Source organism: Williamsia herbipolensis, assembly GCF_036153515.1.
In the GTDB taxonomy this organism is placed as follows: domain Bacteria; phylum Actinomycetota; class Actinomycetes; order Mycobacteriales; family Mycobacteriaceae; genus Williamsia_A; species Williamsia_A herbipolensis.
The window spans coordinates 2,198,763-2,221,101 of record NZ_CP108021.1 but is presented as its reverse complement, the minus strand read 5'-3'; the positions used below and the strand labels follow the sequence as shown (position 1 = coordinate 2,221,101).

The following is a 22,339-nucleotide window of genomic DNA, read 5'->3' as shown; positions in this document are numbered from 1 at the left end:
GAAGCGGTGGGCGTGATCTCAGCGCCCGGCGCGGACGAGTATCCGGCGTGCGCGACGTGCGATGGCCTCGTCGATCATCTGGCCGTCGACGGTGCCCACGCCGCGGGACGCGACGTCGATGACCTCGGTGGCCCATTCGACCTGCTCGGCGGGCGGCGTGAAGCCGGCGGTGATGGTCGTGATCTGCCCGGGGTGGATGGCCGCCTTCGCCGCGCAGCCGCTGCGCACGGCGTCGTCGACCGACCGCATGAGTCCGTCGGCATCACCGATGTCGAAGAACGGACTGTCGATGACGGGTACCCCGGCGGCCGCAGCCGCGTGCAGGACCGCGTTCCGCGCCTGCGCCACGACGGTGGTCGTCGGTTCGGCCCCGAGATCGCCGGCCATGTCGGCGGCCCCGAACATCACTGCGGCGATGGGTGCTCGGCCATCGCCGAGGATCGAGGCGATGTCGACGACCCCGCGGGCGGACTCGATCATCACCACCAGATCGGCGACCACCCCTGCCTGGGTGAACACGTCCGCGATCAGATCTGTCGTCGCAGCCGATTCGACCTTGGGAACCACGAGATAGTGAGGGGTGCAGTTGTTCTCGGCGATGGCCAAGACATCGCGGAGACCTGCGGTCGACCCGGGTGTGTTGATCCGGACGGCACGTCGCGTGTCGATGTCCCTGTCGCGCAGGGTCGTCAACTCGTCGACCACCAGTGCGCGGGCGCGATCCTTGTCATCGGGGGCGACGGCGTCCTCCAGATCCAGGAGGGCGACACCGGCAGCGACGCGCTCGGCGACGTCGAAGTGGCGGTGATCCGTGCCCGGGGTGAACAGCCACGAGGTCGGGATCCCAGGGGTGGGGGACTGCCGGTTCGATGTCATGACGTCGACGCTACGACCGGCCCGACTGTCGCGTCCATCGATAGTTGTGCATCGTATGCTTGCGTGAAACGCAACAAAAGGGAGGTGCCGTGGAGCTGTACCAACTGCGGTATTTCCATGCGGTGGCCGATCTCGGCGGCCTACGAGCGGCCGCCGAGCATCTCGTGGTGTCGCAGTCCGCGGTGAGTCGGGCCATCGCCGCGCTCGAGAGTGAGATCGGGGTGCCGCTGTTCACCCGTCGCGGTCGCGTCAAGGAACTGAACCGCTACGGGGCCGCGTTCCGCGAGTCCACCCGAGATGTCGCGCGCACCATCGACATCGGGGTGTCGGCGGTCCGTGAACTGGCCGGGGTCGCGGCGGGCACCGTCTCGGTCGGATTCCTGCACTCGCTGGGTGCGACCCTTGTCCCGAGGGCGATCCACGAGCACCGCCGCATGCATGACGGCGTGGGATTCGAACTCCACCAGCGGTCGGGTCGCGACGTCATCAGCGATCTCGCCGCGGGGGTGACCGACCTCTGCATCAGTGTGCCGGGACTGTTCGACAAGTCGCTCGACGTCTCGTGGACGCCGCTCTACACCGAGAAGTTGCTCGTGGTGGTCCCGCGCGGACACCGGTTCGCCACCCGGAAGCGACTGCGATTCGCGGAATTGGCGGACGAGGCCGTCGTGGCCCTCGACGGCGAACACACACTGCGCCACGTCTTCGACGCGGCGTGCGCCCGATTCGACATCGCGCCGCGGATCACGTTCGAGGGCACCGACATCGGGACGTTGCGCGGACTGGTGGGCGGTGGACTCGGGGTGGCGCTCCTGCCGTCGGCACCCGCGCCGCGGGACGACGTGGTGGAGATCCCGCTGGGGGACGCCGGGGTGGTACGGGTGATCGGGGTCGGGTGTATCGGCGACCGCTACCTCCCGCCGGCGGCCGTCGCCTTCCGCGACACCATGGCGACCATGGTCGGGTGAGGCGACGGCCGCGCGTGTGGGTCGATCAGCCGATCAGTTTGCCGGTCTCGGTGGCGCAGTAGAGCGGCACCGCGGTGCGGACGAAGTTGAGCGCCTTGCCGGCGTCGTCGTTGTACTTGTCCTTCACGCTGTCGGCGGCCTCGGAGGCGCTCTTGCCGCCCTTGAGGTCCTCGCAGACGTCCTTGGCCTCGCTGACCATGTCGTCGTCGCTGCCGAACTTCAGGTTCGCGACGCCCAGTGCGGCGACGAATCCGGCGTCACGGGTGTTCGATGCGGCGTTGCCTGCCGAGTCGGCGGCCTTCGAGGCGGCGCTGCCGATGTCGTCGGCGGCATTGTTGGCGGCGCTCGTCGCCGAGTCGGCGGCACTGCCGGTGTCGGAGTCGGAACATCCGGCCAGAACGAGCGCGCTCGCGGCGATCGCGGCGAAGATCAGCTTCTTCATGTGTGCCCCACATCTGTCGTCGCCGGCGGATCTCGACGGCGGCCATCAGTATCGCCCAGCGGTGTGGCGGCATCGATGAATGCGACAAACCCGTGACCCGTCGGAGCCGTGTGTAGTTTCGTGATCAGCCCCATCTCAGAACCGCTGCCCGAGTCAGGAGCCCGCCATGAAGCTGACCAAGCACACCCACGCCTGTGTGGTCGTCGAGTCGGGATCGACGACGATCCTCGTCGACCCCGGTGCGTTCGGCTCGGAATCGGCCGACCTGCTCGCCGCCGCCGACGCCGTGGTGATCACCCACGAGCACTTCGACCATCTCGACGTCGAGAAGATCGGCGCTGCCCTCACCGCGCGACCCGACCTGCCGCTCTACGGTCCGCCGTCGATCGCCGGTCTGATCGAGGGCCACGCCGACCGCATCACCACGGTCACCGCGGGCGATTCCTTCTCCGTCGGTGACGTCGACGTCACCGTGCACGGCGAGCGCCATGCCGTGATCCACGCCGACATCCCCGTCATCGACAACGTCGGCTATCTCTTCGGCGGGCGCATCTTCCATCCGGGCGACTCCTACGAGGTCCCCGAGGCCGACGTCGAGGTGCTGTTGGTCCCGATCAGCGGGCCATGGATGAAGATCGGTGAAGCGGCCGACTTCATCCGCGCGGTGGCGCCGCGCCGGTCCATCGCGATCCACGAGATGCTGCTGTCCGACGTCGGCAAGAGCCTGGCCGACAACTTCCTCGGCACCGACGGTCTCACCGAGGTGTCGCTGGAGCAGCCGACACCGGGCACGGTCATCGAGATCTGAGTTCTGGGGATCGATCCCGACGAGGTCGCCGACGTGGCCCGCGACGTGGTGCTGATGTGATCGGGTGAGCCCGGTCAGTTCAGGATGTTGATCGCGCGGGCGAGCACCATCGCCACGGTGGCGAGCGCGATCACCGACTGGATCATCATCGCCAGCTTCGCCCAGCGGCTGAGCGGCATCGTGTCGGTGGGGCTGAACGCGGTCGCGTTCGTGAACGACACATAGAGGTAGTCGGCGAAACGGGGCTCCCAGTCGGGGTCGGAGACGTCGGGTGTCGTCATCTGGGGGAACAGGAAATCGGGGTACTGCCTGGTGCCTGCGGCGCGGGTGGCCGGACCGCCGCGGTCGAGATCCCAGTACCAGAGCCCGAAGATGATGATGTTGGTCAGATACACCGCGCCGCCGGTGGCGAGCAGCGCCGCGGCCGACACCTTGTGGTCACCGGAGATGATGTCGGTGACCAGCCGCACCGCTGCGTAGGCGTTGGCCAGGCTGGCGACGGCGATCAGTGTGAGGCTCGCCGATCGCAGGGGCCGCGACGCCCGGTCGATCCGCAGTGGGTTCGCGATCACCAGCATCGCCAGAAGCGCCAGCTCGATTCCCGGCAGCAGGTACCGCGACGACAGGTTCAGTCGTTGGGGCAGTGCGAGTTGCAGGGCGATCACGGCGACGATGGCCGCCGCGGCCGCCCACCGCGGCTCGCCCTCGGTGATGCGACGCCAGGCGGGCAGCGCCTCGGCCTCGATGCGCCGGCTCAGGTGACGGTCCCCGGTGTCGCGATCGGTCATGTCGGCGATTGTGCGCCCTGAGGCCTGCGACGGGAATGCGGTGTCGGCGAAGTCCGTTATAGTATGCGCGCATACTAAATTGCCGAACGAAGGAGCGGTCATGTGGAGTGTCGAGATCACCGGTGAGAGCACGGCGTCACCGGATGCGCTGTACGCACGGTGGGCCGATGTCGGTACCTGGTCGGAGTGGAACGACGACGTCGCGCGCATCGAGATGACCGACGCGTTCGCGCCCGGGGCGCGGGCGGAGATGGTGTTCGGCGACGGCTCGTCGCTGCCGTTCGAGATCGCCTGGGTCGAGCCCGGTCGCGGGTACGAGGACCTGACCGAGATCCCCGATGCCGGTGTCGCGGTCCGGGTTCGACACACCGCCGAGACCGATGGCGACCGGACGCGGATCACCTACCGGTGTGAGGTCACCGGCGCCGACGACGACACCTGTGCCGCTGTCGGAGCCGGGGTGTCGTCGGATTTCGGGGCCGTGATCGACGGACTCGCACGTGTCGTCGAGGGCCGGTGAAAAAGAGCCTTCCGCCCGCGGAGAGTCCCGGACTGCTGCTGTGGCGGGTCACTCTCGCCTGGCAGCGCGCGATCACCGCCGCGCTGCGACCCCTCGGCCTCACCCATGTGCAGTTCGTGCTGTTGGCGAGTACGTGGTGGCTCGCCGAGAACGAGCCGGTGCCGCCCACCCAGCGTCGCATCGCCGATCACGCCGGCACCGACGCGATGATGACGTCGCAGGTGCTGCGCGCACTCGAGTCCCGGAGCCTCGTCGAGCGTCGACCGGACCCGATAGACGCGCGGGCGCGATCGGTGCGACCCACGGCCGCCGGCGAGCGACTGGCACGAGAGGCCGTCGCCGTGGTCGAGGCGATCGATCACGACTTCTTCGCGCCCGTCGGGAGCCGAGATGCGGTCACGCTGTTGACCCGTCTGGCACCCGTGAATGCCGATCGGCATCCCTGAAAGTCGAGGACCGTGGCTGTCCGCAATTGCTGTGAAGCTCTGTGCATGACCACCACCGAGACCATGATCATCACCGAGACGCAGGGAGCCGCCATGACCATCGACACCACCGCCACGACCATCGACGAGCGCGGCGAACTGCTCGCCGAGCTGGCGCAGGCACGGGCCTTCCTCATCGGGACCGTCGAGGGCCTCAGCGACGAGCAACTCGGCCTGACCCCCACCGCGAGCGCGCTGTGCCTCGGTGGGCTGCTCAAGCACGTCGCCTCGACCGAGGCCGCGTGGATGCGGTTCGTGGTCGAGGGCACCTCCGGCATGGAGCTCGTGCTTCCCGACGGCGTGACCTGGGACGACCTGATGTCGGGTACGGCGCACACGTACCCGCAGTGGGCGATCGATCGTCAGAACGAGTTCCAGATGCTGCCCGGTGACTCGCGCGAATCCGTCCTGTCGGAGTACGCCGCCGTCGCGGCACACACCGAGGACGTCATCGCCTCGGCCGGCGATCTGTCCCGGTCGACCCCGCTGCCCGAGGCGCCGTGGAACACCCCGGGGGCGTCGTGGAGCATCCGCCGGGTGCTGATCCACCTGGTGTCGGAGACCGCCCAGCACACCGGCCACGCCGAGATCATCCGCGAGAGCATCGACGGCCGCACCACCATGTGAACCGCCGTTCGAGCCGTGCAGTAGTGGTCGGGAAGACCAGAACGGACATCGGTGTTGGACGACACCATGACCTCCCGATCCGCACCCGCCGAGGACCACGAACCGGATCCGCGTCGGTGGACCGCCCTGACGGTCTGCCTCGCGGTCGGCTTCATGACCCTGCTCGACGTGTCGATCGTCAACGTGGCGCTCCCGTCGATCGAGAAAGGGATCGGTGCGTCCTCGGCCGACCTGTCGTGGGTGGTGTCGGGGTACGCGCTCGCGTTCGGCCTGTTCCTGGTGCCGGCCGGTCGCATCGGCGACGCGCGTGGCCGCAAGACCACCTTCATCGTCGGACTGATCCTGTTCGTCCTCGCCTCGGCGGCGTGCGGGTTGGCGACCGGGCCGCTCACCCTGGTGATCGCCCGCCTCGTGCAGGGCCTCGCCGGCGGCATCCTCAGCCCGCAGGTGTCGGGTTTGATCCAGCAGCTCTTCCGCGGCGCCGAGCGCGCCAAGGCCTTCGGTCTGTTCGCCGCGACCATCGGCATCTCGACCGCCGTCGGTCCGCTGCTGGGCGGGGTGCTCATCGAACTCGGTGGTGTCGAGCACGGATGGCGCTACGTGTTCATGGTCAACGTGCCCATCGGCGCCGTCGCACTCGTCGCCGCGGTCAAGCTGTTGCCCTCGCGTGACGCAGGGACATTGCAGCCACTACGCGCGTCGTCGTTCGATCCGGTCGGCGTCGTGCTCCTCGGCCTCGGTGTGCTCGCGGTGATGCTGCCGCTGGTGCAGGAGCAGCAGTGGCAGGGGTCGGCCAAGTGGTTGTTGTTCATCCCGGCCGCACTGCTGTTGGCGGCGTTCGTGCTGTGGGAGCGGCGTCAGGGTGCACGCGGGCACCAGCAGCTCGTCGATCTCTCGCTGTTCTCGATGCGCTCCTACACACTCGGCTGCGTCATCGGCACCGTCTATTTCGCCGGGTTCACCACGATCTTCTTCGTCTACACGCTGTATGTGCAACAGGGCCTGGGCTATTCGGCTCTGCAGGCCGGTCTCGCGGTGATGCCGTTCGCCATCGGGTCGGCGGTGTCGGCGCGCGTCGGAGGATCGATCGTCGGTCGATTCGGTCGCAGCCTCGTCGCCGTCGGGCTGGCGATGGTGTTGGTCGGGATGATCGGCGCGGTCGTCGCGTCGGTGATCGTCCCCGGGTCCGGTGTCGGCTGGGCGGCGGCCGTGCCGCTGCTGATCGCGGGCGTCGGTTCGGGTTTCGTGATCTCGCCGAACGTCACCCTCACCCTCGACGACGTGCCGGTGAAGCGCGCGGGCATCGCCGGCGGCGTGTTGCAGACCGGTCAGCGCATCGGATCCGCCGCCGGTATCGCTCTCGTCGGAGCGGTGTTCTTCGCCCAGATCGCCGACTCACGCGGAGATTTCGCACCGGCCTTCCAGCTCGGCCTGTCGGTCGCCGCCGCTCTCGTCGGCGTCGGGTTGCTCATCGCCGTGGTCGATGCCGTGACCGCGCGCTCGGGACAGACCACGGAGTCGGTGGCGGCCTGAGGGGAGGTGGCTCGTGATCACGCTCCACACTCGTAGGCGCCGCCGAAGCGATTGACATCGCACCAGTCCACGTACTTCTGGCCTCCCTTCGTCATGTGCAGGATGGTGATCCCCTGGGAGCCGGAGGTGAACGTCGCGCTGAAGGTGGTGCCCTGGCCCACGGTTCCGCTCATGCCGACACCTCGTAGCTCGTCGCGGCGGACCAGTCGGATGGTGATGGAGGATCCCGATGGTGACCACGCCGTCCGCCAGCGTTCGTAGTTCGCCGCGCCATCGCCGAGGTCCATCCACCCGGTCCCGTCCCGCGTGATGTCCATGTCTGCGTCGTGTGCCTGGTAGTGACCCACGAAGGAACTCGTGGCCGTCGGCGCCGAGCGCACCGGCTGCGCCGCGTTGTCGTCGGAGTCGTCGGTGGGTGCATCGCCGGTGCTGGTCACCGTCTCGGTGACCACCGGCGTCGGCACCGTGGTGGACGGGGCCGACGGTGTGACCGTGCGGGTCACGGTGACCGCCGATGTCGCGGTGGCGGCACTGTCGTCAGATGACCCGCATCCGGCGAGAGCGGCGACCGCGAGGCCGGCGACGACGGGTGCGATGGCGCGAATGTTCACGATGCCTCCGGGGTGTGCGGAACGGTGCTGTACCACTGGTGTCGTCTCGGTTGCCCCAGTCGTTACCGTGACGCACGAACCGGATGCAGACCCGTGCGCACCCACGCCCGATCCGGCCGGGACCGGTTCCGGGTCGCCATCGGCGACGAAACCGTCTGCTGCCTCGGACAACTGACCGATGCGGCTACGGTCGTGGCATGACGACGCTGAGCCGCGGTGCCAATGCCCCACTCGACGAACGCCGGTTCACGGCGACGGTGTCGGGACCGTCGGCGGGGACGTGCGACCTCATGGTGTTCCAGGTGACCGAGGCCGGCCGTGTCCGCTCCGACGACGACTTCGTGTTCTTCAACAACCCGGTGGCGCCGGGCGGCGCGGTACGGCTCGCGGGAACCGACGCCGTCGAGGTGGATCTCACGGCCGTGCCGATCGACGTGCACACGCTGCGACTCGCCGTCGTGCTGGACGACTCGGCGCCCGGGACGCTGGCCGACGTGCGCGGCCTGTCGGTCACGATCGGGGTCCTCGACCTTCCGGCGGAGGGTCTGACCAGCGAACGTGCTGCCGTCCTGACCGAGATCTACCGGCGCGGCGACGCGTGGAAGGTCCGCAACGTCTCCGCCGGCTGGGACGCCGGCTTCACGGCACTGGTCACCGAACACGGCGTCAGCGTCGACGATGCGCCCGCCGCCCCCACGCCGCCGGTGAGCCCGCCTGCCGCGACCCCTCCCAGTCCAACCCCTCCCGGTCCGACCCCTCCCGGTCCGACCCCTCCCACTTCGACACCGCCTCCCGCGACGCCGCCGGTGAACCTGGGCAAGATCACGCTGACGAAGTCGGCACCGACCATCTCGTTGGCCAAGGTGCGCGACAAACCGAGCGGCACCATGCGCATCAACCTGAACTGGAGTCGCGGCGCGGCCAAGGGTGGTCTCTTCCGCAAACAGACCGGCGTCGATCTCGACCTCGGTTGTCTCTACGAACTAGCCGACGGCAGCAGAAGCGTCGTGCAGGCGCTCGGCAACTCCTTCGGCAGCCTGAACGGACCGCCGTGGATCCTGCTCGACGGCGATGACCGCAGTGGCACCGTGTCCGGCGGCGAGAACCTCCTCATCGACCTGTCCCATCTCGCCGAGTTCCGTCGGATCCTGGTGTTCGCGTTCATCTACGAGGGCACGCCGAACTGGTCGGCCGCCGACGGTGTCGTGACGCTGTTCCCGCCGGGAGGCACTGAGGTGGAGGTCCGTCTCGACAGTGCCGACAACACCGCCATGACCTGCGCCATCGCGATGCTCGAGGTCCGCGACGGCGAGCTGAGCATCACCCGCGAGGTCCGGTACATCAACGGTGGCCAGCGCAAGCTCGACGAGGCCTACGGGTGGGGCATGACGTGGGCACGCGGGTCGAAGTGAGCCGATCCCCGGCGGGCTGATCGAGGTGCGGCGGGCCGTTGTTGCGCGAACGGGTGCAGATCCGCATACTTGAGCGGAACAGACTCAAGTGAGAAGGCGTTGAGGTCTCTGACGGGCTGTGAGAGCCCGACCAGACCACTGAACTTGCACGTACCTCACTCAAGAAAGGTGAGCCCATGACCAACCCCAACTCCGGCGGGTTCAACCCCACCACGAAGACCCAGGCCGCGCTGTCGGCCGCGGTGCAGGCGGCCACCGCCGCCGGCAACCCCGACGTCCGCCCGGCACATGTGCTGGTCGAACTCCTCGACCAGCCCGACGGTATCGCCGCGCCGCTGCTGCGCGCGGTCGGTGTGGATCCCGCCTCGGTGAAGGCCCAGGCCGCGAACCTCGTGTCGCGGATGCCGACGGCGTCGGGCAGCAGCTCCGCGCCGCAACTCACCCGCGAGACGATCGCGGCGATCACCGCTGCGCAACAGCTCGCCGGTGAGCTGAGCGACGAGTACGTCTCGACCGAGCATCTCGTGGTCGGTCTCGCGACCGGCGACGGTGACGTCGCGAAGCTCCTCGCCGATGTCGGCGCCACCCCGCAGGCCCTGCGTGACGCGTTCGTCGCCGTGCGCGGCAGTGCCCGCGTCACCTCACCCGACCCCGAGTCGACCTACCAGGCGCTGGAGAAGTACTCCACCGATCTCACCGCGCAGGCCCGCGCGGGCAAGCTCGATCCGGTCATCGGCCGCGACACCGAGATCCGCCGCGTGGTGCAGGTGCTCAGCCGCCGTACCAAGAACAACCCGGTGCTCATCGGCGAGCCCGGCGTCGGCAAGACCGCCATCGTCGAGGGCCTCGCCCAGCGCATCATCGCCGGCGACGTGCCGGAGAGCCTCCGCGACAAGACCGTTGTCAGCCTCGACATGTCGTCGATGGTCGCCGGCGCGAAGTACCGCGGCGAGTTCGAGGAACGACTGAAGGCCGTCCTGGAGGAGATCAAAGGCTCTGCCGGACAGGTCATCACCTTCATCGACGAGTTGCACACCATCGTGGGCGCCGGAGCGACCGGCGACTCGGCGATGGACGCGGGCAACATGATCAAGCCGATGCTCGCCCGCGGTGAGCTGCGACTGGTCGGTGCGACGACGCTGGAGGAGTACCGCAGGTACATCGAGAAGGATGCCGCCCTCGAGCGCCGGTTCCAGCAGGTCTACGTCGGTGAGCCCTCGGTCGAGGACGCCGTCGGGATCCTGCGCGGGCTCAAGGAGCGCTACGAGGTGCACCACGGTGTCCGCATCACCGACTCGGCCCTGGTGGCCGCGGCGTCGCTCAGCGACCGCTACATCACGTCACGGTTCCTGCCCGACAAGGCGATCGACCTCGTCGACGAGGCCGCATCGCGTCTGCGCATGGAGATCGACTCGCGTCCGGTCGAGATCGACGAGGTCGAACGCATCGTGCGTCGTCTCGAGGTCGAGGAGGTCGCACTGTCGAACGAGACCGACGACGCGTCGAAGCAGCGCCTCGAGAAGCTGCGTCGCGAACTGGCCGATCAGCGCGAGAAGCTCAACGAACTCTCGGCGCGGTGGCAGGGCGAGAAGCAGGCCATCGACGGTGTCCGTGATCTGAAGGAGAAGCTCGAGGCGCTGCGCGGTGAGTCCGATCGCGCCGAACGCGACGGTGATCTCGGCCGTGCCGCCGAACTGCGCTACGGCCAGATCCCCGCGCTGGAGAAGGAACTCGCGGTCGCTGCCGAGAAGAGCGCCTCTGTAGGCGAATCGGTGATGCTCAAGGAGGAGGTGGGCCCCGACGACGTCGCCGAGGTCGTCTCGGCGTGGACCGGCATCCCCGCCGGCCGCATGCTCGAGGGTGAGGTCGCCAAGCTCCTGCGGATGGAGGACGAGATCGGTGCGCGCGTCGTCGGTCAGCGCAAGGCTGTCGAGGCCGTGTCCGACGCGGTGCGGCGGTCACGCGCAGGTGTGGCCGACCCGAACCGTCCGATGGGTTCGTTCATGTTCCTCGGACCTACGGGCGTCGGCAAGACCGAGCTAGCGAAGGCGTTGGCGGAGTTCATGTTCGACGACGAACACGCGATGGTGCGTATCGACATGAGCGAGTACGGCGAGAAGCACAGCGTCGCACGGCTCGTCGGTGCCCCTCCGGGCTACGTGGGCTACGAGTCGGGTGGCCAGCTCACCGAGGCGGTACGCCGCCGTCCCTACACGGTGGTGCTGTTCGACGAGATCGAGAAGGCCCACCCCGACGTGTTCGACATCCTGCTGCAGGTGCTCGACGAGGGTCGCCTCACCGACGGCCAGGGGCGAACGGTGGACTTCCGCAACACGATCCTGATCCTGACCTCGAATCTCGGTGCCGGTGGCAGCGAGGAGCAGGTGATGGCGGCGGTGCGCTCGGCGTTCAAACCGGAGTTCATCAACCGGCTCGACGACGTGCTGATCTTCGACGGGCTCGACCCCGACGAGCTGACATCGATCGTCGACATCCAGATCGGTCAGCTCAAGACCAGGCTGGCGCAGCGACGCCTCGACCTCGAGGTGTCCGACAACGCCAAGAAGTGGCTCGCCGCACGAGGATTCGATCCGCTCTACGGTGCTCGGCCCCTGCGCCGGCTGGTGCAGAAGTCGATCGGCGACTCCCTCGCCCGAGGACTGCTGGCCGGGGACATCCACGACGGCGACGTCGTGCCGGTGAACGTCTCCGCCGACGGCGAGAGTCTGGTTCTGGGCTAGCTGCTGTGTCGGGCGTTGGCCGCCTGCACGTCCGGGACGTGGGTCTCTGCCCACTCCCGGACGGCGGCCAACGGCTCGAGCAGTGATCGGCCCAGGTCGGTGAGCGCGTACTCCACGTGCGGTGGTTGACCGCCGAGATCGGTGCGCTCGAGGAGCCCGTCGTGGTGCAGTGCGCGGAGAGTCTCGGTGAGGACCTTCGGCGTGATCCCCTGGATGTGGGCCTTGAGCTCGCTGAAACGCATCGGGCCGTCCGCCAGTGCGGTGATCACGAAGACGGTCCACCGCGCCCCGATGCGGTGCAGCACCACGCGGCTCGGACAGGTCGGCGCCATCACGGTGTAGGCCTTCGACATGGCGTCCCTCCTGGTGGCAGTCGGTTTCGTTGTAGATACCGGTATCAAATCCATACCCTTGCTCGTGCAAGTCTACGACGACATCGACAGGGGACACCCATGAGCGACAATCTGACCGGAACGACCGTCCTGGTGGTCGGCGGTGCGAAGAATCTCGGGCTCGCGATCGCCACGCGCGCAGCCGAACTCGGGGCACACGTGGTGATCGGTGCCCGAGACGGTGACGCCGCGCAGAAGGCGGCCGCCACCCTGCCCGGCGCCCGCGGCATCGCGATCGACGTCACCGACGAGGCGACCGTCGCCTCGGCGGCCGCCGACCTCGGCGCGGTCGACCACATCGTGTCGCTGGCCGCGGCGCACCACAACGTGGCCGTCGCCGATCTCGACCATGACCGCACGGTCACCGCCTTCGAGGCGAAGGTGATCGGTCCTCTCCTGCTGGCCAAGCATTTCGCGCCGTCGATGCCGGCGTCGGGCTCGATCGTCCTGTTCTCCGGGGTCGCGGCGTGGAAGCCGTCGCCCGGCAAGGCGGTGATGGGCATCACGAACGGCGCGGTGTCGTTCACCGCGAGCCACCTGGCGAAGGAGCTGGCGCCCATCCGGGTCAATGCCGTCTCGCCGGGCATCATCGACTCCGGCACCTGGGACGGTATGCCCGACTCCGACCGCGCCGCACTCTTCGACGGCGTCGCGGGCAGCATCCCCGCCGGCCGCGTCGGCGCGACGGCCGACATCGTCGATGCGGCAACATGGTTGTTGACCGCCGGATTCGTCAGCGGCGAGACCATCCACGTCGAGGGAGGCGCACGCAGCGCATGACCACCAACACCTACGCAGTCGCCGACAAGGTCGTCGTCGTCACCGGCGCCGGAACCGGTATCGGGCGCGCCATCGCTCGCGCGTTCCTGTCCAACGGCGCGAAGGTCGTGGCCACCGGCCGTCGACGCGAACCCCTCGACGAGGCCGTCGCCGACGCCGGCGACGACCGCGCCCTCGTCGTCACCGCCGACGTGGCGCAGCGGGCCGACGTCGACGCGCTCGTCGCGGCGACCCTCGAGAGGTTCGGCCGCATCGACATCGTGGTGAGCAACGCCGGCGTCCACGACGGCGGTGGTGACATCACCGAGATGTCCGACGACAGCTGGGCGTTGATGCGCGGGGTCAACATCGACGGTTTCGTGCACGTCGCACAGGCAACGCTGCCCGAACTGGTCAAGACCGGCGGCAACCTCGTGGCGGTGTCCTCGGTGTCCGGGATCGCCGGCGACTGGGGACAGGCGGCCTACAACGCGACCAAACACGCGGTCAACGGGTTCGTGGAATCCCTGGCCCTGGACTATGGCGGCCGCGGCGTGCGGATCAACGCGGTCGGTCCGGCCTTCACCCTCACCGAGATGACCGAGGGCATGGGCCGCGACGAGAAGGCGTTGGCGCCGTTCGTGAACCGCATCGCGATGGGTCGCCCCGGCGAGCCCGACGATGTCGCACCCGCGGTGCTGTTCCTGGCATCCGACGACGCCCGCTACATCACCGGCACGATGCTCACCGTCGACGGCGGCACCAGCGCCTCGACCGGTCAGCCGCACGTCGAATAGCCATCTGCCGAAAACTGCCCCGAGGCAGACGTTCGAGGGGAATGTTCCCTCGCACGTCGCTCTCGGGGCAGTTCTCAGCAGTCCAGGCGACCGGGCGTCAGCCGACGAGCAACGGGTCCGGCGACTCGTCGGCGAGATCCTGCTTGCGCATCCGGATGAACACCAGCGCGGCCACCAACGCGGCGGCCATGAAGCCGGCGCCGGAGTAGAAGGCGACGTCGTAGCTGTAGATGTTGGCCGCCTTCAGGCCGTCCGGGGTGTTCAGGTTCGGACGGTCGGCGAACACCTGCGCGACGATCGTGCTGAGCAGTGCCAGCCCGATCGACCCACCGATCTGCTGGGTGGTGTTGACCAGGGCGCTGGCCACGCCGGAGTCGTCGGCGTCGACACGGTGCAGTGCGACGGTCTGCATCGAGACGAACACCAGACCCATGCCCGCGGCGATGAGGATCATCGCGGGGAGCACGTTCACGAGCCACGTCGAGTCGGTGTCGAGCTGGGCCAGGTACAGCAGACCCGCCGTGGCCAGGCCCGATCCGCCGACCAGCAGTGCACGCGGACCGAACCTCGGCAGCAGCGAGCTCGCCACGCCCGCGCCGATCACGATGAAGATCGGGAAGGGCAGGAAGAGAACGCCGGTGCGCAACGGGGTCTCGCCGAGGGTGTTCTGGAAGTAGTAGCTCAGGAACAGGAACATCGCGAACATGGGGATGGGCACGATGAACGAGATGAGGAACGCGCCACCGCGGTTGATCTCACCCGGGATACGCAACGGCAGCAGCGGGTTCGACACCCGCATCTCGATGGCGATGAACACCGCGAGGAGCACGACACCGGCGACGAGCAGCGACACCGTCGATGCTGCGCCCCAACCGGATTCGGCGGCCTTGGTGAAGCCGTAGACCAGGCTGACCAGCGCGGCGGTCACGGTGATCGCACCCGGCAGGTCGTACCCGCCCGTGCGAGCACTGGGCTTGTCCTTGATCACGAGGATCAGTCCGCCGATGGCGGCGACCAGCGCGATCGGGGTGTTGATGAGCAACGTCCAACGCCACGAGAAGAATTCGGTCAGCGCGCCGCCGGCGATGAGGCCGATCGCGGCACCACCACCGGATACCCCGGCGTACACCGCCAGTGCCCGTGCTCGTTCCTTCTGTTCGGTGAACGTGACGGTGATCAGCGACAGGGCGGCCGGTGCGAGCATCGCGGCGAAGACACCCTGCAGGGCGCGTCCGGCGAAGAACGATGCACCGTTCCACGCGAGACCTGCTGCGGCAGAGGACAACGCGAAGCCGGCGAGGCCGATCAGGAACATCCTGCGGCGCCCGAGGTAGTCGGCCATCCGGCCGCCGAGCAGCAGCAGCCCACCGAACAGCAGTGTGTAGGCGGTCAGTGCCCACTGGCGGTTGGCGTCGGAGATCTCGAGGTCGGTCTGGGCGAAAGGAAGGGCGATGGTGATGATCGTCGCGTCGAGCACGACCATCAGCTGGGCCAGGGCGATGATGCCAAGAGCCCACCACTTGCGATTGCTGGTCGACGTGCCGGCCTGCGTCGTGTCGACGAGGTCGGTGCGGTCGAGTTCTGTGTTGTCGGCTTCTGGGGGACTGGTGATTGCCACGATTCCTCGAATCTGGAGAGGGTGTGCCAGGCGGCGCCCGGCAATAGTGGCAGAGCCAGACACTTGGCGTCAAGCGACAGAAGGCGCCATGTGACATTTGGCAGTTTGCGGCGCTTGTCGCGAGCGGACGGGTACGATGGGGCTCGTGACAGTGGTGGATACCGAGAATCCGCAGGCCAGAGCCGGTCTGCGTGAGCGCAAGAAGGTACAGACGCGGGCTCGGTTGATCGATGTCGCGCTGGAACTGTGCGATTCGCAGGGGTTCGACGCGACGACGGTCGAGCAGATCGCCGACGCCGCCGACATCTCACCGCGCACGTTCAACCGCTATTTCGCGACCAAAGAGGACGTCATCCTCGCCCCCATCGACGACATGGTCGTCGCGGTCGCGGCCGCGATGGACGCTCAGCCGCGCACCGGCAACGAGTTCCAGGCCCTGCTCGACGCGCACCTGTCGGTGATGTGCGGCGGGTGCCCGGACATCTCCAGCCTGGACCTCAACCGCTTCGAGGTGATGAACCGCATCGCGCAGTCGTCGCCGTCGGTGAGTGGCCGCAGCGCCGAGATGGGTGAGATCAAGTTCCGCCGCCTGAGCGAGAAGATCGCCGAGCGCACCGGTGCGAGCACCGACGACATGCAGGTCCGCGTCATCGCGACCGTGTGGTTGTCGCTGATGCACCTGGCCATGGACAAGTTGTGCGGTGCGGGTTCGCAGGTGGGCAGCCAGGCCGCGCGTGCCGAGGCGTTGCAGTCGACCTACGACGCGTTCCGCGTTGCGGTCAAGGACATCTGAGTTTCAGTACTCGACGCGAAACCGGCCGATCAGGGTGATCGCGTTGCCGTCCGGGTCGCTGATGGTCGACAGCTGAACACCTTTCGTCACGGTTTGGATCTCGCTGGCATCGATTCCTCGAGCGGCCAGCTCGGCGATGTGGGTGTCGATGTCGTCGACGGCAAGATTGAGCAGGCCCGATCCGGCGCGGTTCACGTCGACGAACACCTGCACCCACGCGTGGTCGACGACCTGCCACTCGACCAGGCTCGGCATCGGGTTGTTGTCGGCGCGTCGGCCGAAGAGCTTCTCGTACCAGCTGTTCGCGGTCGCGAGGTCGGTCACGGGCACCACGGCGAGCAGATGCTCGATGGACATGGGTCTGCCTTTCGCTGGGGAACGGGTACCCATGTATCGACTCGCCGGGCTACGGGAACTCATCGGTCGACGGCAGTCTTGACCCGAAGCGCAGTTGAGGTCTTAGCGTCTCGACCATGGACATCGACAAGAACCGAACCCTGCGCCCGACGCTCGACAGTGGCGAACACCGCGACGCGATCACAGACCTCATCGACCACCTCCAGCGCGGTCACGACACCGGGGACGCCGACACCTACGACGGCGTGTTCGCCGGCGACGTCCTCTGGGGCTCGCCGAAAGGCCGGGTTCTGCAGGGTTTCGCGAGCCTCAACGCCATCCATCGCACCCAGCTGACCGGGACGCCGGCGTCTCCGGCCTCGGTCTTCGAACTAGCGCAGGCCTCGGCACCCACCGACGACGTCGTGATCGCGCAGATCCGCAGGCGTGCCATCAACGGCGCCTTCTCGGAGATGGCGATGTACGTGCTCGTCCGCCGTGACGGCATGTGGTGGCTCGCCGCCGGTCAGAACACCCCGATCACCGACCTGCTGCCGGCTGTCGACTGACATCTGCCCCCGGTCGACGGTCCGAGGGACCATTCCCCTCAGGCACCGGTCTCGGGGCAGTTTTCGGCCGAAGTCGGCGCCCACCACCTCGTTCGTGAGGTAATCGGAGGTATGAGATCCAGACTGTTCGGCCTCGGCGCCGCCGTTCTCGTCGCGCTCTCGCCGGCTGTGCCGACCGCGTCGGCCGCACCCGCGACACCCTCGACCACACGGGCCCCGAGCGACTTCGTCGCCCTGAGCGACGTCGATCCGACGATCCTGCAGGAGATCCGGTACTTCACACCGCACAACTTCACCGGTGATCCGGTCGACGGCTACCGCGCGCCGATGTGCATCCTCACCCGCGAGGCGGCCGAGGGCCTGCACCGGGCGCAGCTGCAGTTCCTCCTGCAGGGGTACTCGCTGAAGGTCTACGACTGCTACCGCCCGCAGCGCGCGGTGAACGACTTCGTCGCGTGGGCGAAGCGGCTCGACGATCAACGGATGAAGGCGGAGTTCTACACCGGCGTCGACAAGTCGAACCTGTTCCGCGACGGCTACATCGCCGAGCAGTCCGGACACAGTCGCGGCAGCACCATGGACCTCACCCTCGTCCGCCTGCCGGCCCGTCCGACCCCGCCCTACGTCCGCGGACAACGGCTCGTCGACTGCACGGCGCCGCAGGCGAAACGATTCGGAGACAACTCGATCGACATGGGCACCGGCTTCGACTGCTTCAACACCCTCGCGTGGCCACTCGACTCCCGCATCCAGGGGCAACAGCTGCGCAACCGCGTCCTGCTCCTCAACGGACTGGTGCAGCAGGGATTCGCCCCGTATCCCTACGAGTGGTGGCACTTCACCTACAAGCCCGAACGGTTCGGAAACACCTACTTCGACTTCCCCGTCGCACGGTCGTCGCTGCGGAGATAGACGTCAGCCGAAGTCGGAGCTGGCGACCTCGCGCTCGCCACCGGTGATCGCCGCGATCACGCGGTCGGCGACGGTGTCGGGGCTCAGGCCCTCGGGCATCTTCGGCGGATCGCCCGCGATGGCGCGGTCGACGAGCCCGGTCTCGGTGTGCGGCGGCCGGACGTCGACGACGCGGATCTTGCTGCGCCGCGCCTCTTTCGCCGCCGCGACATAGAGGGTGGAGGCGGCCGCCTTCACCGCCGAGTAGGTCGCCATCCCGGCGACGGGCTGCTCGGCGAGGACGGCGCTGATCCCGACGATGACACCGCCCTCCTCGATCTCGCCGAGCGCGGCACGCAGGAGGCGCAGGGGGCCGAGGAAGTCGATGAGCACGAGGTCGTCGACGGTGTCGTCGTCGATGTCGGCGACCGGACCGAAGGCGGCCACGCCCGCCGCGTTCACGACGCCGTCGATCCGGCCGTGCTTCGCCTTCGCCTCGGCGATCACGGTGCGCGCGGCATCGGGTTCGCGCAGATCGGCCGCCACCACGTGGGCGCCGTCGATGCCGAGCCCGTCGAGCGTCTCGGTCGACCGGCCGCTGATCGTCAGCGTCGCACCCTGCTCGGCCAGCGACTTCGCGATCCGCGAACCGAGGGCTCCACTGGCACCGACGACGACGTACACCTTGCCGGAGATATCAGTCATCTCTCCATAGTGCCCCGTCGTGCGGCGGCCGAAACGCGTGATGGGCTTCGACGCCCGCTGACCAGCAGGACCACGCCGGTCACGAGGTCCCATCCGATGATCGTGTAGACGCTGCCGCGTTCGATGGCGCCCTCGATCCCGGTGTCGGCCCCGCTCACCGCGAGCAGTGCGACGAAGCAGCCGATACCGATCACACCCGCCGCGCGGCTTGCCGCGCAGTGGGCCGCGGGGGCACCCCACGTCCGCAACAGTCCACCGGCGAGGATGATCGCCGCGTTGCCGCCCACGATCGCGAGGAGCGCGCCGACTCCGTGCAGGGGACCCGTCCCCGAGTGGAACGCTCCGACGAGAAGGTTGCCGACACCGTTCGTCACCGCGAGTCCCGCGAAAGCCGCACGCGCGCGCCGCGTTCCGCTCAGGCCGCTCGCTGCGACGACGCCGGCCACCGCGAACAGGAGACCGTGCACGATGAACGCACCGACGTTCATCGTCGTCGCCCGCGGGGAGTCGCCGGGGATGCCGAGTGCGCTGATGTAGTCCCGCGCCAGGCTGAAGCCGGGATACGCGGCCACCGCGAGCACCTCGGACACGACGTAGACCACCCCGCCGACCAGCCACAGCCACGCCGCGACGCGGACCGGGTCGCCCCCGGTCCGTAGTCGAGGCCTCACCGGTGGTCGGCGGCGGCGCGGAACAACCAGGCGATCACGAGCGCACCGGGATCGACCACGCCGCGCGCCCGGTCGCCCACGTAGCTCGCGCGTCCCCGTGACGCGACCAGGTCCCGCGTCGACTCGGCACCGGACTCGGCCGCGGCGGCGACCTCGTCGAGCGTCGCCCCGGAGGCCAGGGCATCGGAGGCCGGCGCCAGCGCGTCGACCAGGGTGTTGTCGCCCACGCGTGCACCACCGAGGTCGGTGATCTCGTGTAGGGCGTTCGCCACGCCGTTCGCCAGGACATCGGCACCGTCGGATGCGTCGGCGGCGGTGGCCAGTTCGGCGAACAGGGTGCCGAACACCGCTCCCGAGGTGCCCCCGGAACGCACCAGGAACGACGTGCTCAATGCCCGGGCGACCGATGCCTCCGAGCCGCGCAACGGCAGGTCCAAATGATCCAGTGCCGCAGACATGTTCGCCCCGAAGTCGCCGTCACCGGCGCGTCGGTCGAGGTCGGTGAGCTCGTCGATCGAGCCCTGTACACGCTCGACGAACGCACTGAGCCACACACATTCGGGTCCGTCGTCGGCGGCGTCGTCGGGTTCGGCGAACGTCACATCGACCGGCTGCGCCGACGTCGTGGCGGTGCGCGCGGGCCATCCCGGGGCGGCGGTGGGGGCATCGAACAGCTCGACGATCTCGTCGTCGCAGCGCACCACGGTGAGCGAGAAGCCGGCCATGTCGAGCGCGGTCACCAGCGTCGCGACGAGACTGCGCCGCACCTCGAGACCACGCGCGGTCAGCTGTCGTACCACCTGGTCGAACACCACGCCGAGTTCGAGTGGATGGGTCGACCCCAACCCGTTGACGAACACGATCAGAGGCTCACCGTCGTCGGGTGCCAAGGCGTCGAGGATGCGCCCCAGCATGCCGGAGACCAGTTCGTCGACGGGCTGCTGCGGGATCCGGTCGACCCCGCTCTCGCCGTGGATCCCGACCCCGTACTCCATCTCGTCGGGAGCGAGGTCGAAACTCGTACGGTCGGCGCCCGGGACGGTGCACGGTGCGAACGCCACCGAGAAGCTGCGGGCACCCGCCGCGACGCGGCGACCCAGATCGGCGACCGCGGAGAGACTGTCGCCGCGCGCAGCGGCTGCGCCACAGACTTTCTCGACGATCACGGTGGCACCGGTACCACGGCGACCGGGACCGTCGTGGTCGGAGTCGGTGGCGACGTCGTCGTCGATGAGGACGTGATCGGTCTCGACGTCACCGTCGACGAGACGGCGGGCGACACGGAAGTTCATGACGTCGCCGGTGTAGTTCTTCACGATGTGCAGCACACCGTCGCCACGATCGACATGTCGTGTCGCCGCGGCGACCTGCAGTGCGTTCGGGGAGGTGAACACCAGCCCGGGGCAGGCGGCGTCGAGCATTCCGGCGCCGATCAGTCCCGAGTGCATCGGCTCGTGACCCGATCCGCCGCCCGACACCAGCGCCACCCCGCCGTCCTCGCGATCGGTCCGGTACAGGAAGCCGGGGTCGGGTTCCCATGCGATGTGGTCATGCGCGGCGACGAAGCCGGCGAGGGCGTCGGTCAGGAACCGTCGGGGGTCGCCGCTGACGTAGCGGTGTACCGGCCGCACGTCGGGGTCAGCCATGGGTCGACCCCGACACGAGATCCTTCGGGGCGTCGGAGCGGCGGTGATGCCACACACCGATCGCGACGATGACGACCGCCGAGACGACCGAGAAGAAGATCGGCTCACGCTGCTTGTCGTCGAAGACCATCAGCACCAGCACCGCCACGATGAAGACCATCGCCACGACGGTCAGATACGGGAAGAGCCACATGCGCACCGGCGGGAGGTCACCCGCGGCGCGCATCTGCCGGCCGAGCACGAACTGGCTGGCCGCGATCGCGAGGTAGACGAACAGCGCCACCGCGCCGCTCGTGGCGAGCAGGTATCCGAAGATCTTGTCGGGCAACACATAGTTGCCGATGACCGCGAGGAAACCCACCACCATCGACGCCAGCACCGCCACCCACGGCACACCGTTGTGGGTGAGGCGACGGACCACCGACGGCGCCTCGTTGCGCTCGCCCAACGAGAACAACATGCGCGACGCGGTGTAGAGCGCCGAGTTCAGGCACGACGCGACGGCGGTCAGCACCACGATGTCCATGATGCGCGCCGAACCGGGAATGCCGATGGCCTGCAACACCGTCTGATACGAGCCGTCGTCGAGGCGGTCGTAGGGGACCAGCGCGACGACGACGAAGATCGAGCCGATGTAGAACAGGAAGATCCGCCAGATCACGGAGTTGACCGCGCGGCTGATCCCCTTGCGTGGATCGGGGGACTCGGCGGCGGCGATGGTCACGATCTCGGTGCCCATGAACGAGAACATCGTGGTGAGCATGGCCGCGACGATCGCGGAGTAGCCGTTGGCGAAGAACCCGTCGGGCTGCCACAGGTTGCTCACCCCGCTCACGTCGGAGCCCGGGAAGATGCCGAGGATCGCAACGAGGCCGATCGCGATGAACGCCACGATGGCAACGACTTTGATCAACGCGAACCAGAACTCGAACTCGCCGTAGTTGCCCACGCTGACCAGGTTCGTGGCGGTGAGCAGCAGTGTGACGGCCAGCGCCCACACCCACTGCTCGCTGCCGATCAGTCGGCTGAGCACGTCGGCCGCGGCCGTGGCCTCCACCGGGATCACCAGCACCCAGAACCACCAGTAGAGCCATCCGACCGAGAAGCCGGCCCAACGACCCAGCGCACGTTGGGAATACACCGAGAACGAGCCGGTGTCGGGGTTGGCGGTCGCCATCTCGCCCAGCATTCGCATCACGAGGACCACGAGCGTGCCGGCGAGGCCGTAGGAGATGAGAACGGCGGGGCCGGCCTCTTTGATCGCCGTCGCCGACCCGACGAACAGTCCCGCGCCGATCACGCCCGCGATGGAGATCATCGTGATGTGACGCGGCTTGAGGTTCGCGCCGAG

The 22,339-nt window shown here is 68.3% G+C and carries 24 protein-coding genes; 13 read left to right on the top strand and 11 right to left on the bottom strand.

The genetic code is table 11. The annotated features are described in order from the left end of the window. Positions 1-18: 18 nt before the first annotated feature. A complete protein-coding gene (locus OG579_RS10050) occupies positions 19-876 on the bottom strand; it encodes an aldolase/citrate lyase family protein (protein ID WP_328859010.1) in 858 nt (285 codons plus the stop codon). A gap of 89 nt (positions 877-965) precedes the next feature. Between OG579_RS10050 and OG579_RS10045 the strand changes: the two genes are divergently transcribed. Further along, positions 966-1,844: a LysR family transcriptional regulator gene (locus tag OG579_RS10045; protein ID WP_328859009.1), complete on the top strand. Its 879-nt coding sequence runs from the start codon at positions 966-968 to the stop codon at positions 1,842-1,844. Between the two features lie 25 nt (positions 1,845-1,869). On the opposite strand, the gene OG579_RS10040 is transcribed toward OG579_RS10045, so the two are convergent. After that, entirely contained in the window at positions 1,870-2,286 is a 417-nt protein-coding gene (locus OG579_RS10040; RefSeq protein ID WP_052689053.1) for a DUF732 domain-containing protein, read from the bottom strand. Positions 2,287-2,452: 166 nt separating this feature from the next. Here OG579_RS10040 and OG579_RS10035 point away from each other — a divergent pair, with 166 nt between their 5' ends. Then, positions 2,453-3,094, top strand: a complete 642-nt coding sequence (locus OG579_RS10035) for an MBL fold metallo-hydrolase (protein ID WP_328859008.1) — start codon at positions 2,453-2,455, stop codon at positions 3,092-3,094. A 74-nt stretch (positions 3,095-3,168) separates the two neighbouring features. Here the strand turns inward: OG579_RS10035 and OG579_RS10030 are convergent, their stop codons facing one another. Then, positions 3,169-3,984 carry a hypothetical protein gene (locus OG579_RS10030; RefSeq protein WP_328859007.1) on the bottom strand — a complete coding sequence of 272 codons (816 nt, stop codon included), beginning with the start codon at positions 3,982-3,984 and terminating at the stop codon, positions 3,169-3,171. On the opposite strand from OG579_RS10030, the gene OG579_RS10025 reads away from it, so the two are divergent. The 4 genes from OG579_RS10025 to OG579_RS10010 all read left to right on the top strand — a co-directional run bounded on the left by OG579_RS10025 (position 3,983) and on the right by OG579_RS10010 (position 7,047). Then, positions 3,983-4,402 carry an SRPBCC family protein gene (locus OG579_RS10025; protein WP_045824471.1) on the top strand — a complete coding sequence of 140 codons (420 nt, stop codon included), beginning with the start codon at positions 3,983-3,985 and terminating at the stop codon, positions 4,400-4,402. The two genes, OG579_RS10030 and OG579_RS10025, sit on opposite strands and share 2 nt — an antisense overlap. Next, positions 4,399-4,848: a MarR family winged helix-turn-helix transcriptional regulator gene (locus tag OG579_RS10020; protein WP_328859006.1), complete on the top strand. Its 450-nt coding sequence runs from the start codon at positions 4,399-4,401 to the stop codon at positions 4,846-4,848. The genes OG579_RS10025 and OG579_RS10020 overlap by 4 nt, the downstream gene beginning before the upstream one ends. Before the next feature lie 45 nt (positions 4,849-4,893). Continuing rightward, entirely contained in the window at positions 4,894-5,514 is a 621-nt protein-coding gene (locus tag OG579_RS10015; RefSeq protein ID WP_328859005.1) for a DinB family protein, read from the top strand. A gap of 66 nt (positions 5,515-5,580) precedes the next feature. Then, the gene (locus OG579_RS10010; protein WP_328859004.1) at positions 5,581-7,047 is read left to right on the top strand and encodes an MFS transporter; all 1,467 of its coding nucleotides are present in this window, start codon (positions 5,581-5,583) and stop codon (positions 7,045-7,047) included. Positions 7,048-7,064: 17 nt separating this feature from the next. Here OG579_RS10010 and OG579_RS10005 read toward each other — a convergent pair whose 3' ends face one another. After that, positions 7,065-7,658: a hypothetical protein gene (locus OG579_RS10005; protein WP_328859003.1), complete on the bottom strand. Its 594-nt coding sequence runs from the start codon at positions 7,656-7,658 to the stop codon at positions 7,065-7,067. 197 nt (positions 7,659-7,855) lie between these two features. On the opposite strand from OG579_RS10005, the gene OG579_RS10000 reads away from it, so the two are divergent. Further along, entirely contained in the window at positions 7,856-9,070 is a 1,215-nt protein-coding gene (locus tag OG579_RS10000; RefSeq protein WP_328859002.1) for a TerD family protein, read from the top strand. A 176-nt stretch (positions 9,071-9,246) separates the two neighbouring features. Next, a complete protein-coding gene (clpB, locus tag OG579_RS09995) occupies positions 9,247-11,811 on the top strand; it encodes an ATP-dependent chaperone ClpB (protein ID WP_328859001.1) in 2,565 nt (854 codons plus the stop codon). On the opposite strand, the gene OG579_RS09990 is transcribed toward clpB, so the two are convergent. Next, complete coding sequence (locus OG579_RS09990) at positions 11,808-12,164, bottom strand: winged helix-turn-helix transcriptional regulator (protein WP_328859000.1); 357 nt, start codon at positions 12,162-12,164, stop codon at positions 11,808-11,810. The two genes, clpB and OG579_RS09990, sit on opposite strands and share 4 nt — an antisense overlap. 99 nt (positions 12,165-12,263) lie before the next feature. On the opposite strand from OG579_RS09990, the gene OG579_RS09985 reads away from it, so the two are divergent. Both OG579_RS09985 and OG579_RS09980 read left to right on the top strand, forming a co-directional pair. Further along, positions 12,264-12,983 (top strand): SDR family oxidoreductase, encoded by a 720-nt coding sequence (locus OG579_RS09985; protein ID WP_328858999.1) that lies wholly within the window; start codon positions 12,264-12,266, stop codon positions 12,981-12,983. After that, positions 12,980-13,759, top strand: a complete 780-nt coding sequence (locus tag OG579_RS09980) for an SDR family NAD(P)-dependent oxidoreductase (RefSeq protein WP_328858998.1) — start codon at positions 12,980-12,982, stop codon at positions 13,757-13,759. The genes OG579_RS09985 and OG579_RS09980 overlap by 4 nt, the downstream gene beginning before the upstream one ends. Before the next feature lie 97 nt (positions 13,760-13,856). Here OG579_RS09980 and OG579_RS09975 read toward each other — a convergent pair whose 3' ends face one another. Further along, positions 13,857-15,377 (bottom strand): MFS transporter, encoded by a 1,521-nt coding sequence (locus OG579_RS09975; RefSeq protein ID WP_328858997.1) that lies wholly within the window; start codon positions 15,375-15,377, stop codon positions 13,857-13,859. A gap of 145 nt (positions 15,378-15,522) precedes the next feature. On the opposite strand from OG579_RS09975, the gene OG579_RS09970 reads away from it, so the two are divergent. Then, a complete protein-coding gene (locus OG579_RS09970) occupies positions 15,523-16,170 on the top strand; it encodes a TetR/AcrR family transcriptional regulator (protein ID WP_328858996.1) in 648 nt (215 codons plus the stop codon). Between the two features lie 3 nt (positions 16,171-16,173). Here the strand turns inward: OG579_RS09970 and OG579_RS09965 are convergent, their stop codons facing one another. After that, on the bottom strand, positions 16,174-16,527 hold the full coding sequence (locus tag OG579_RS09965) for a VOC family protein (protein WP_328858995.1): 354 nt from the start codon (positions 16,525-16,527) through the stop codon (positions 16,174-16,176). 116 nt (positions 16,528-16,643) lie between these two features. Here OG579_RS09965 and OG579_RS09960 point away from each other — a divergent pair, with 116 nt between their 5' ends. After that, positions 16,644-17,075, top strand: a complete 432-nt coding sequence (locus OG579_RS09960; RefSeq protein ID WP_328858994.1) for an SgcJ/EcaC family oxidoreductase — start codon at positions 16,644-16,646, stop codon at positions 17,073-17,075. 111 nt (positions 17,076-17,186) lie between these two features. Continuing rightward, positions 17,187-17,987, top strand: a complete 801-nt coding sequence (locus OG579_RS09955) for a M15 family metallopeptidase (RefSeq protein WP_328858993.1) — start codon at positions 17,187-17,189, stop codon at positions 17,985-17,987. Positions 17,988-17,990: 3 nt separating this feature from the next. Here the strand turns inward: OG579_RS09955 and OG579_RS09950 are convergent, their stop codons facing one another. Genes OG579_RS09950 through OG579_RS09935 form a run of 4 tightly spaced genes read right to left on the bottom strand, consistent with a single transcriptional unit; the run spans position 17,991 to position 22,306 of the window. After that, a complete protein-coding gene (locus OG579_RS09950) occupies positions 17,991-18,671 on the bottom strand; it encodes an SDR family NAD(P)-dependent oxidoreductase (RefSeq protein ID WP_328858992.1) in 681 nt (226 codons plus the stop codon). Beyond that, complete coding sequence (locus OG579_RS09945; RefSeq protein WP_328858991.1) at positions 18,668-19,342, bottom strand: DUF998 domain-containing protein; 675 nt, start codon at positions 19,340-19,342, stop codon at positions 18,668-18,670. Before OG579_RS09945 ends, OG579_RS09950 begins: the two co-directional genes overlap by 4 nt. Then, positions 19,339-20,988, bottom strand: coding sequence for a dihydroxyacetone kinase family protein (locus tag OG579_RS09940; protein WP_328858990.1), 1,650 nt, complete (start codon positions 20,986-20,988; stop codon positions 19,339-19,341). The genes OG579_RS09945 and OG579_RS09940 overlap by 4 nt, the downstream gene beginning before the upstream one ends. After that, entirely contained in the window at positions 20,981-22,306 is a 1,326-nt protein-coding gene (locus OG579_RS09935) for an amino acid permease (RefSeq protein WP_408068820.1), read from the bottom strand. The genes OG579_RS09940 and OG579_RS09935 overlap by 8 nt, the downstream gene beginning before the upstream one ends. Positions 22,307-22,339: the final 33 nt, after the last annotated feature.

Excerpts from the sequence above, each read along its gene's own strand:
- OG579_RS10050 (WP_328859010.1), bottom strand. The coding sequence starts at position 876 with ATGACATCGAACCGGCAGTCCCCCACCCCTGGGATCCCGACCTCGTGG.
- OG579_RS10040 (WP_052689053.1), bottom strand. The coding sequence starts at position 2,286 with ATGAAGAAGCTGATCTTCGCCGCGATCGCCGCGAGCGCGCTCGTTCTG.
- OG579_RS10035 (WP_328859008.1), top strand. The coding sequence starts at position 2,453 with ATGAAGCTGACCAAGCACACCCACGCCTGTGTGGTCGTCGAGTCGGGA.
- OG579_RS10025 (WP_045824471.1), top strand. The coding sequence starts at position 3,983 with ATGTGGAGTGTCGAGATCACCGGTGAGAGCACGGCGTCACCGGATGCG.
- OG579_RS10030 (WP_328859007.1), bottom strand. The coding sequence starts at position 3,984 with ATGACCGCTCCTTCGTTCGGCAATTTAGTATGCGCGCATACTATAACG.
- OG579_RS10015 (WP_328859005.1), top strand. The coding sequence starts at position 4,894 with ATGACCACCACCGAGACCATGATCATCACCGAGACGCAGGGAGCCGCC.
- OG579_RS10010 (WP_328859004.1), top strand. The coding sequence starts at position 5,581 with ATGACCTCCCGATCCGCACCCGCCGAGGACCACGAACCGGATCCGCGT.
- OG579_RS10000 (WP_328859002.1), top strand. The coding sequence starts at position 7,856 with ATGACGACGCTGAGCCGCGGTGCCAATGCCCCACTCGACGAACGCCGG.
- clpB (WP_328859001.1), top strand. The coding sequence starts at position 9,247 with ATGACCAACCCCAACTCCGGCGGGTTCAACCCCACCACGAAGACCCAG.
- OG579_RS09990 (WP_328859000.1), bottom strand. The coding sequence starts at position 12,164 with ATGTCGAAGGCCTACACCGTGATGGCGCCGACCTGTCCGAGCCGCGTG.
- OG579_RS09985 (WP_328858999.1), top strand. The coding sequence starts at position 12,264 with ATGAGCGACAATCTGACCGGAACGACCGTCCTGGTGGTCGGCGGTGCG.
- OG579_RS09980 (WP_328858998.1), top strand. The coding sequence starts at position 12,980 with ATGACCACCAACACCTACGCAGTCGCCGACAAGGTCGTCGTCGTCACC.
- OG579_RS09965 (WP_328858995.1), bottom strand. The coding sequence starts at position 16,527 with ATGTCCATCGAGCATCTGCTCGCCGTGGTGCCCGTGACCGACCTCGCG.
- OG579_RS09960 (WP_328858994.1), top strand. The coding sequence starts at position 16,644 with ATGGACATCGACAAGAACCGAACCCTGCGCCCGACGCTCGACAGTGGC.
- OG579_RS09955 (WP_328858993.1), top strand. The coding sequence starts at position 17,187 with ATGAGATCCAGACTGTTCGGCCTCGGCGCCGCCGTTCTCGTCGCGCTC.
- OG579_RS09950 (WP_328858992.1), bottom strand. The coding sequence starts at position 18,671 with ATGACTGATATCTCCGGCAAGGTGTACGTCGTCGTCGGTGCCAGTGGA.
- OG579_RS09940 (WP_328858990.1), bottom strand. The coding sequence starts at position 20,988 with ATGGCTGACCCCGACGTGCGGCCGGTACACCGCTACGTCAGCGGCGAC.
- OG579_RS09935 (WP_408068820.1), bottom strand. The coding sequence starts at position 22,306 with ATGATCTCCATCGCGGGCGTGATCGGCGCGGGACTGTTCGTCGGGTCG.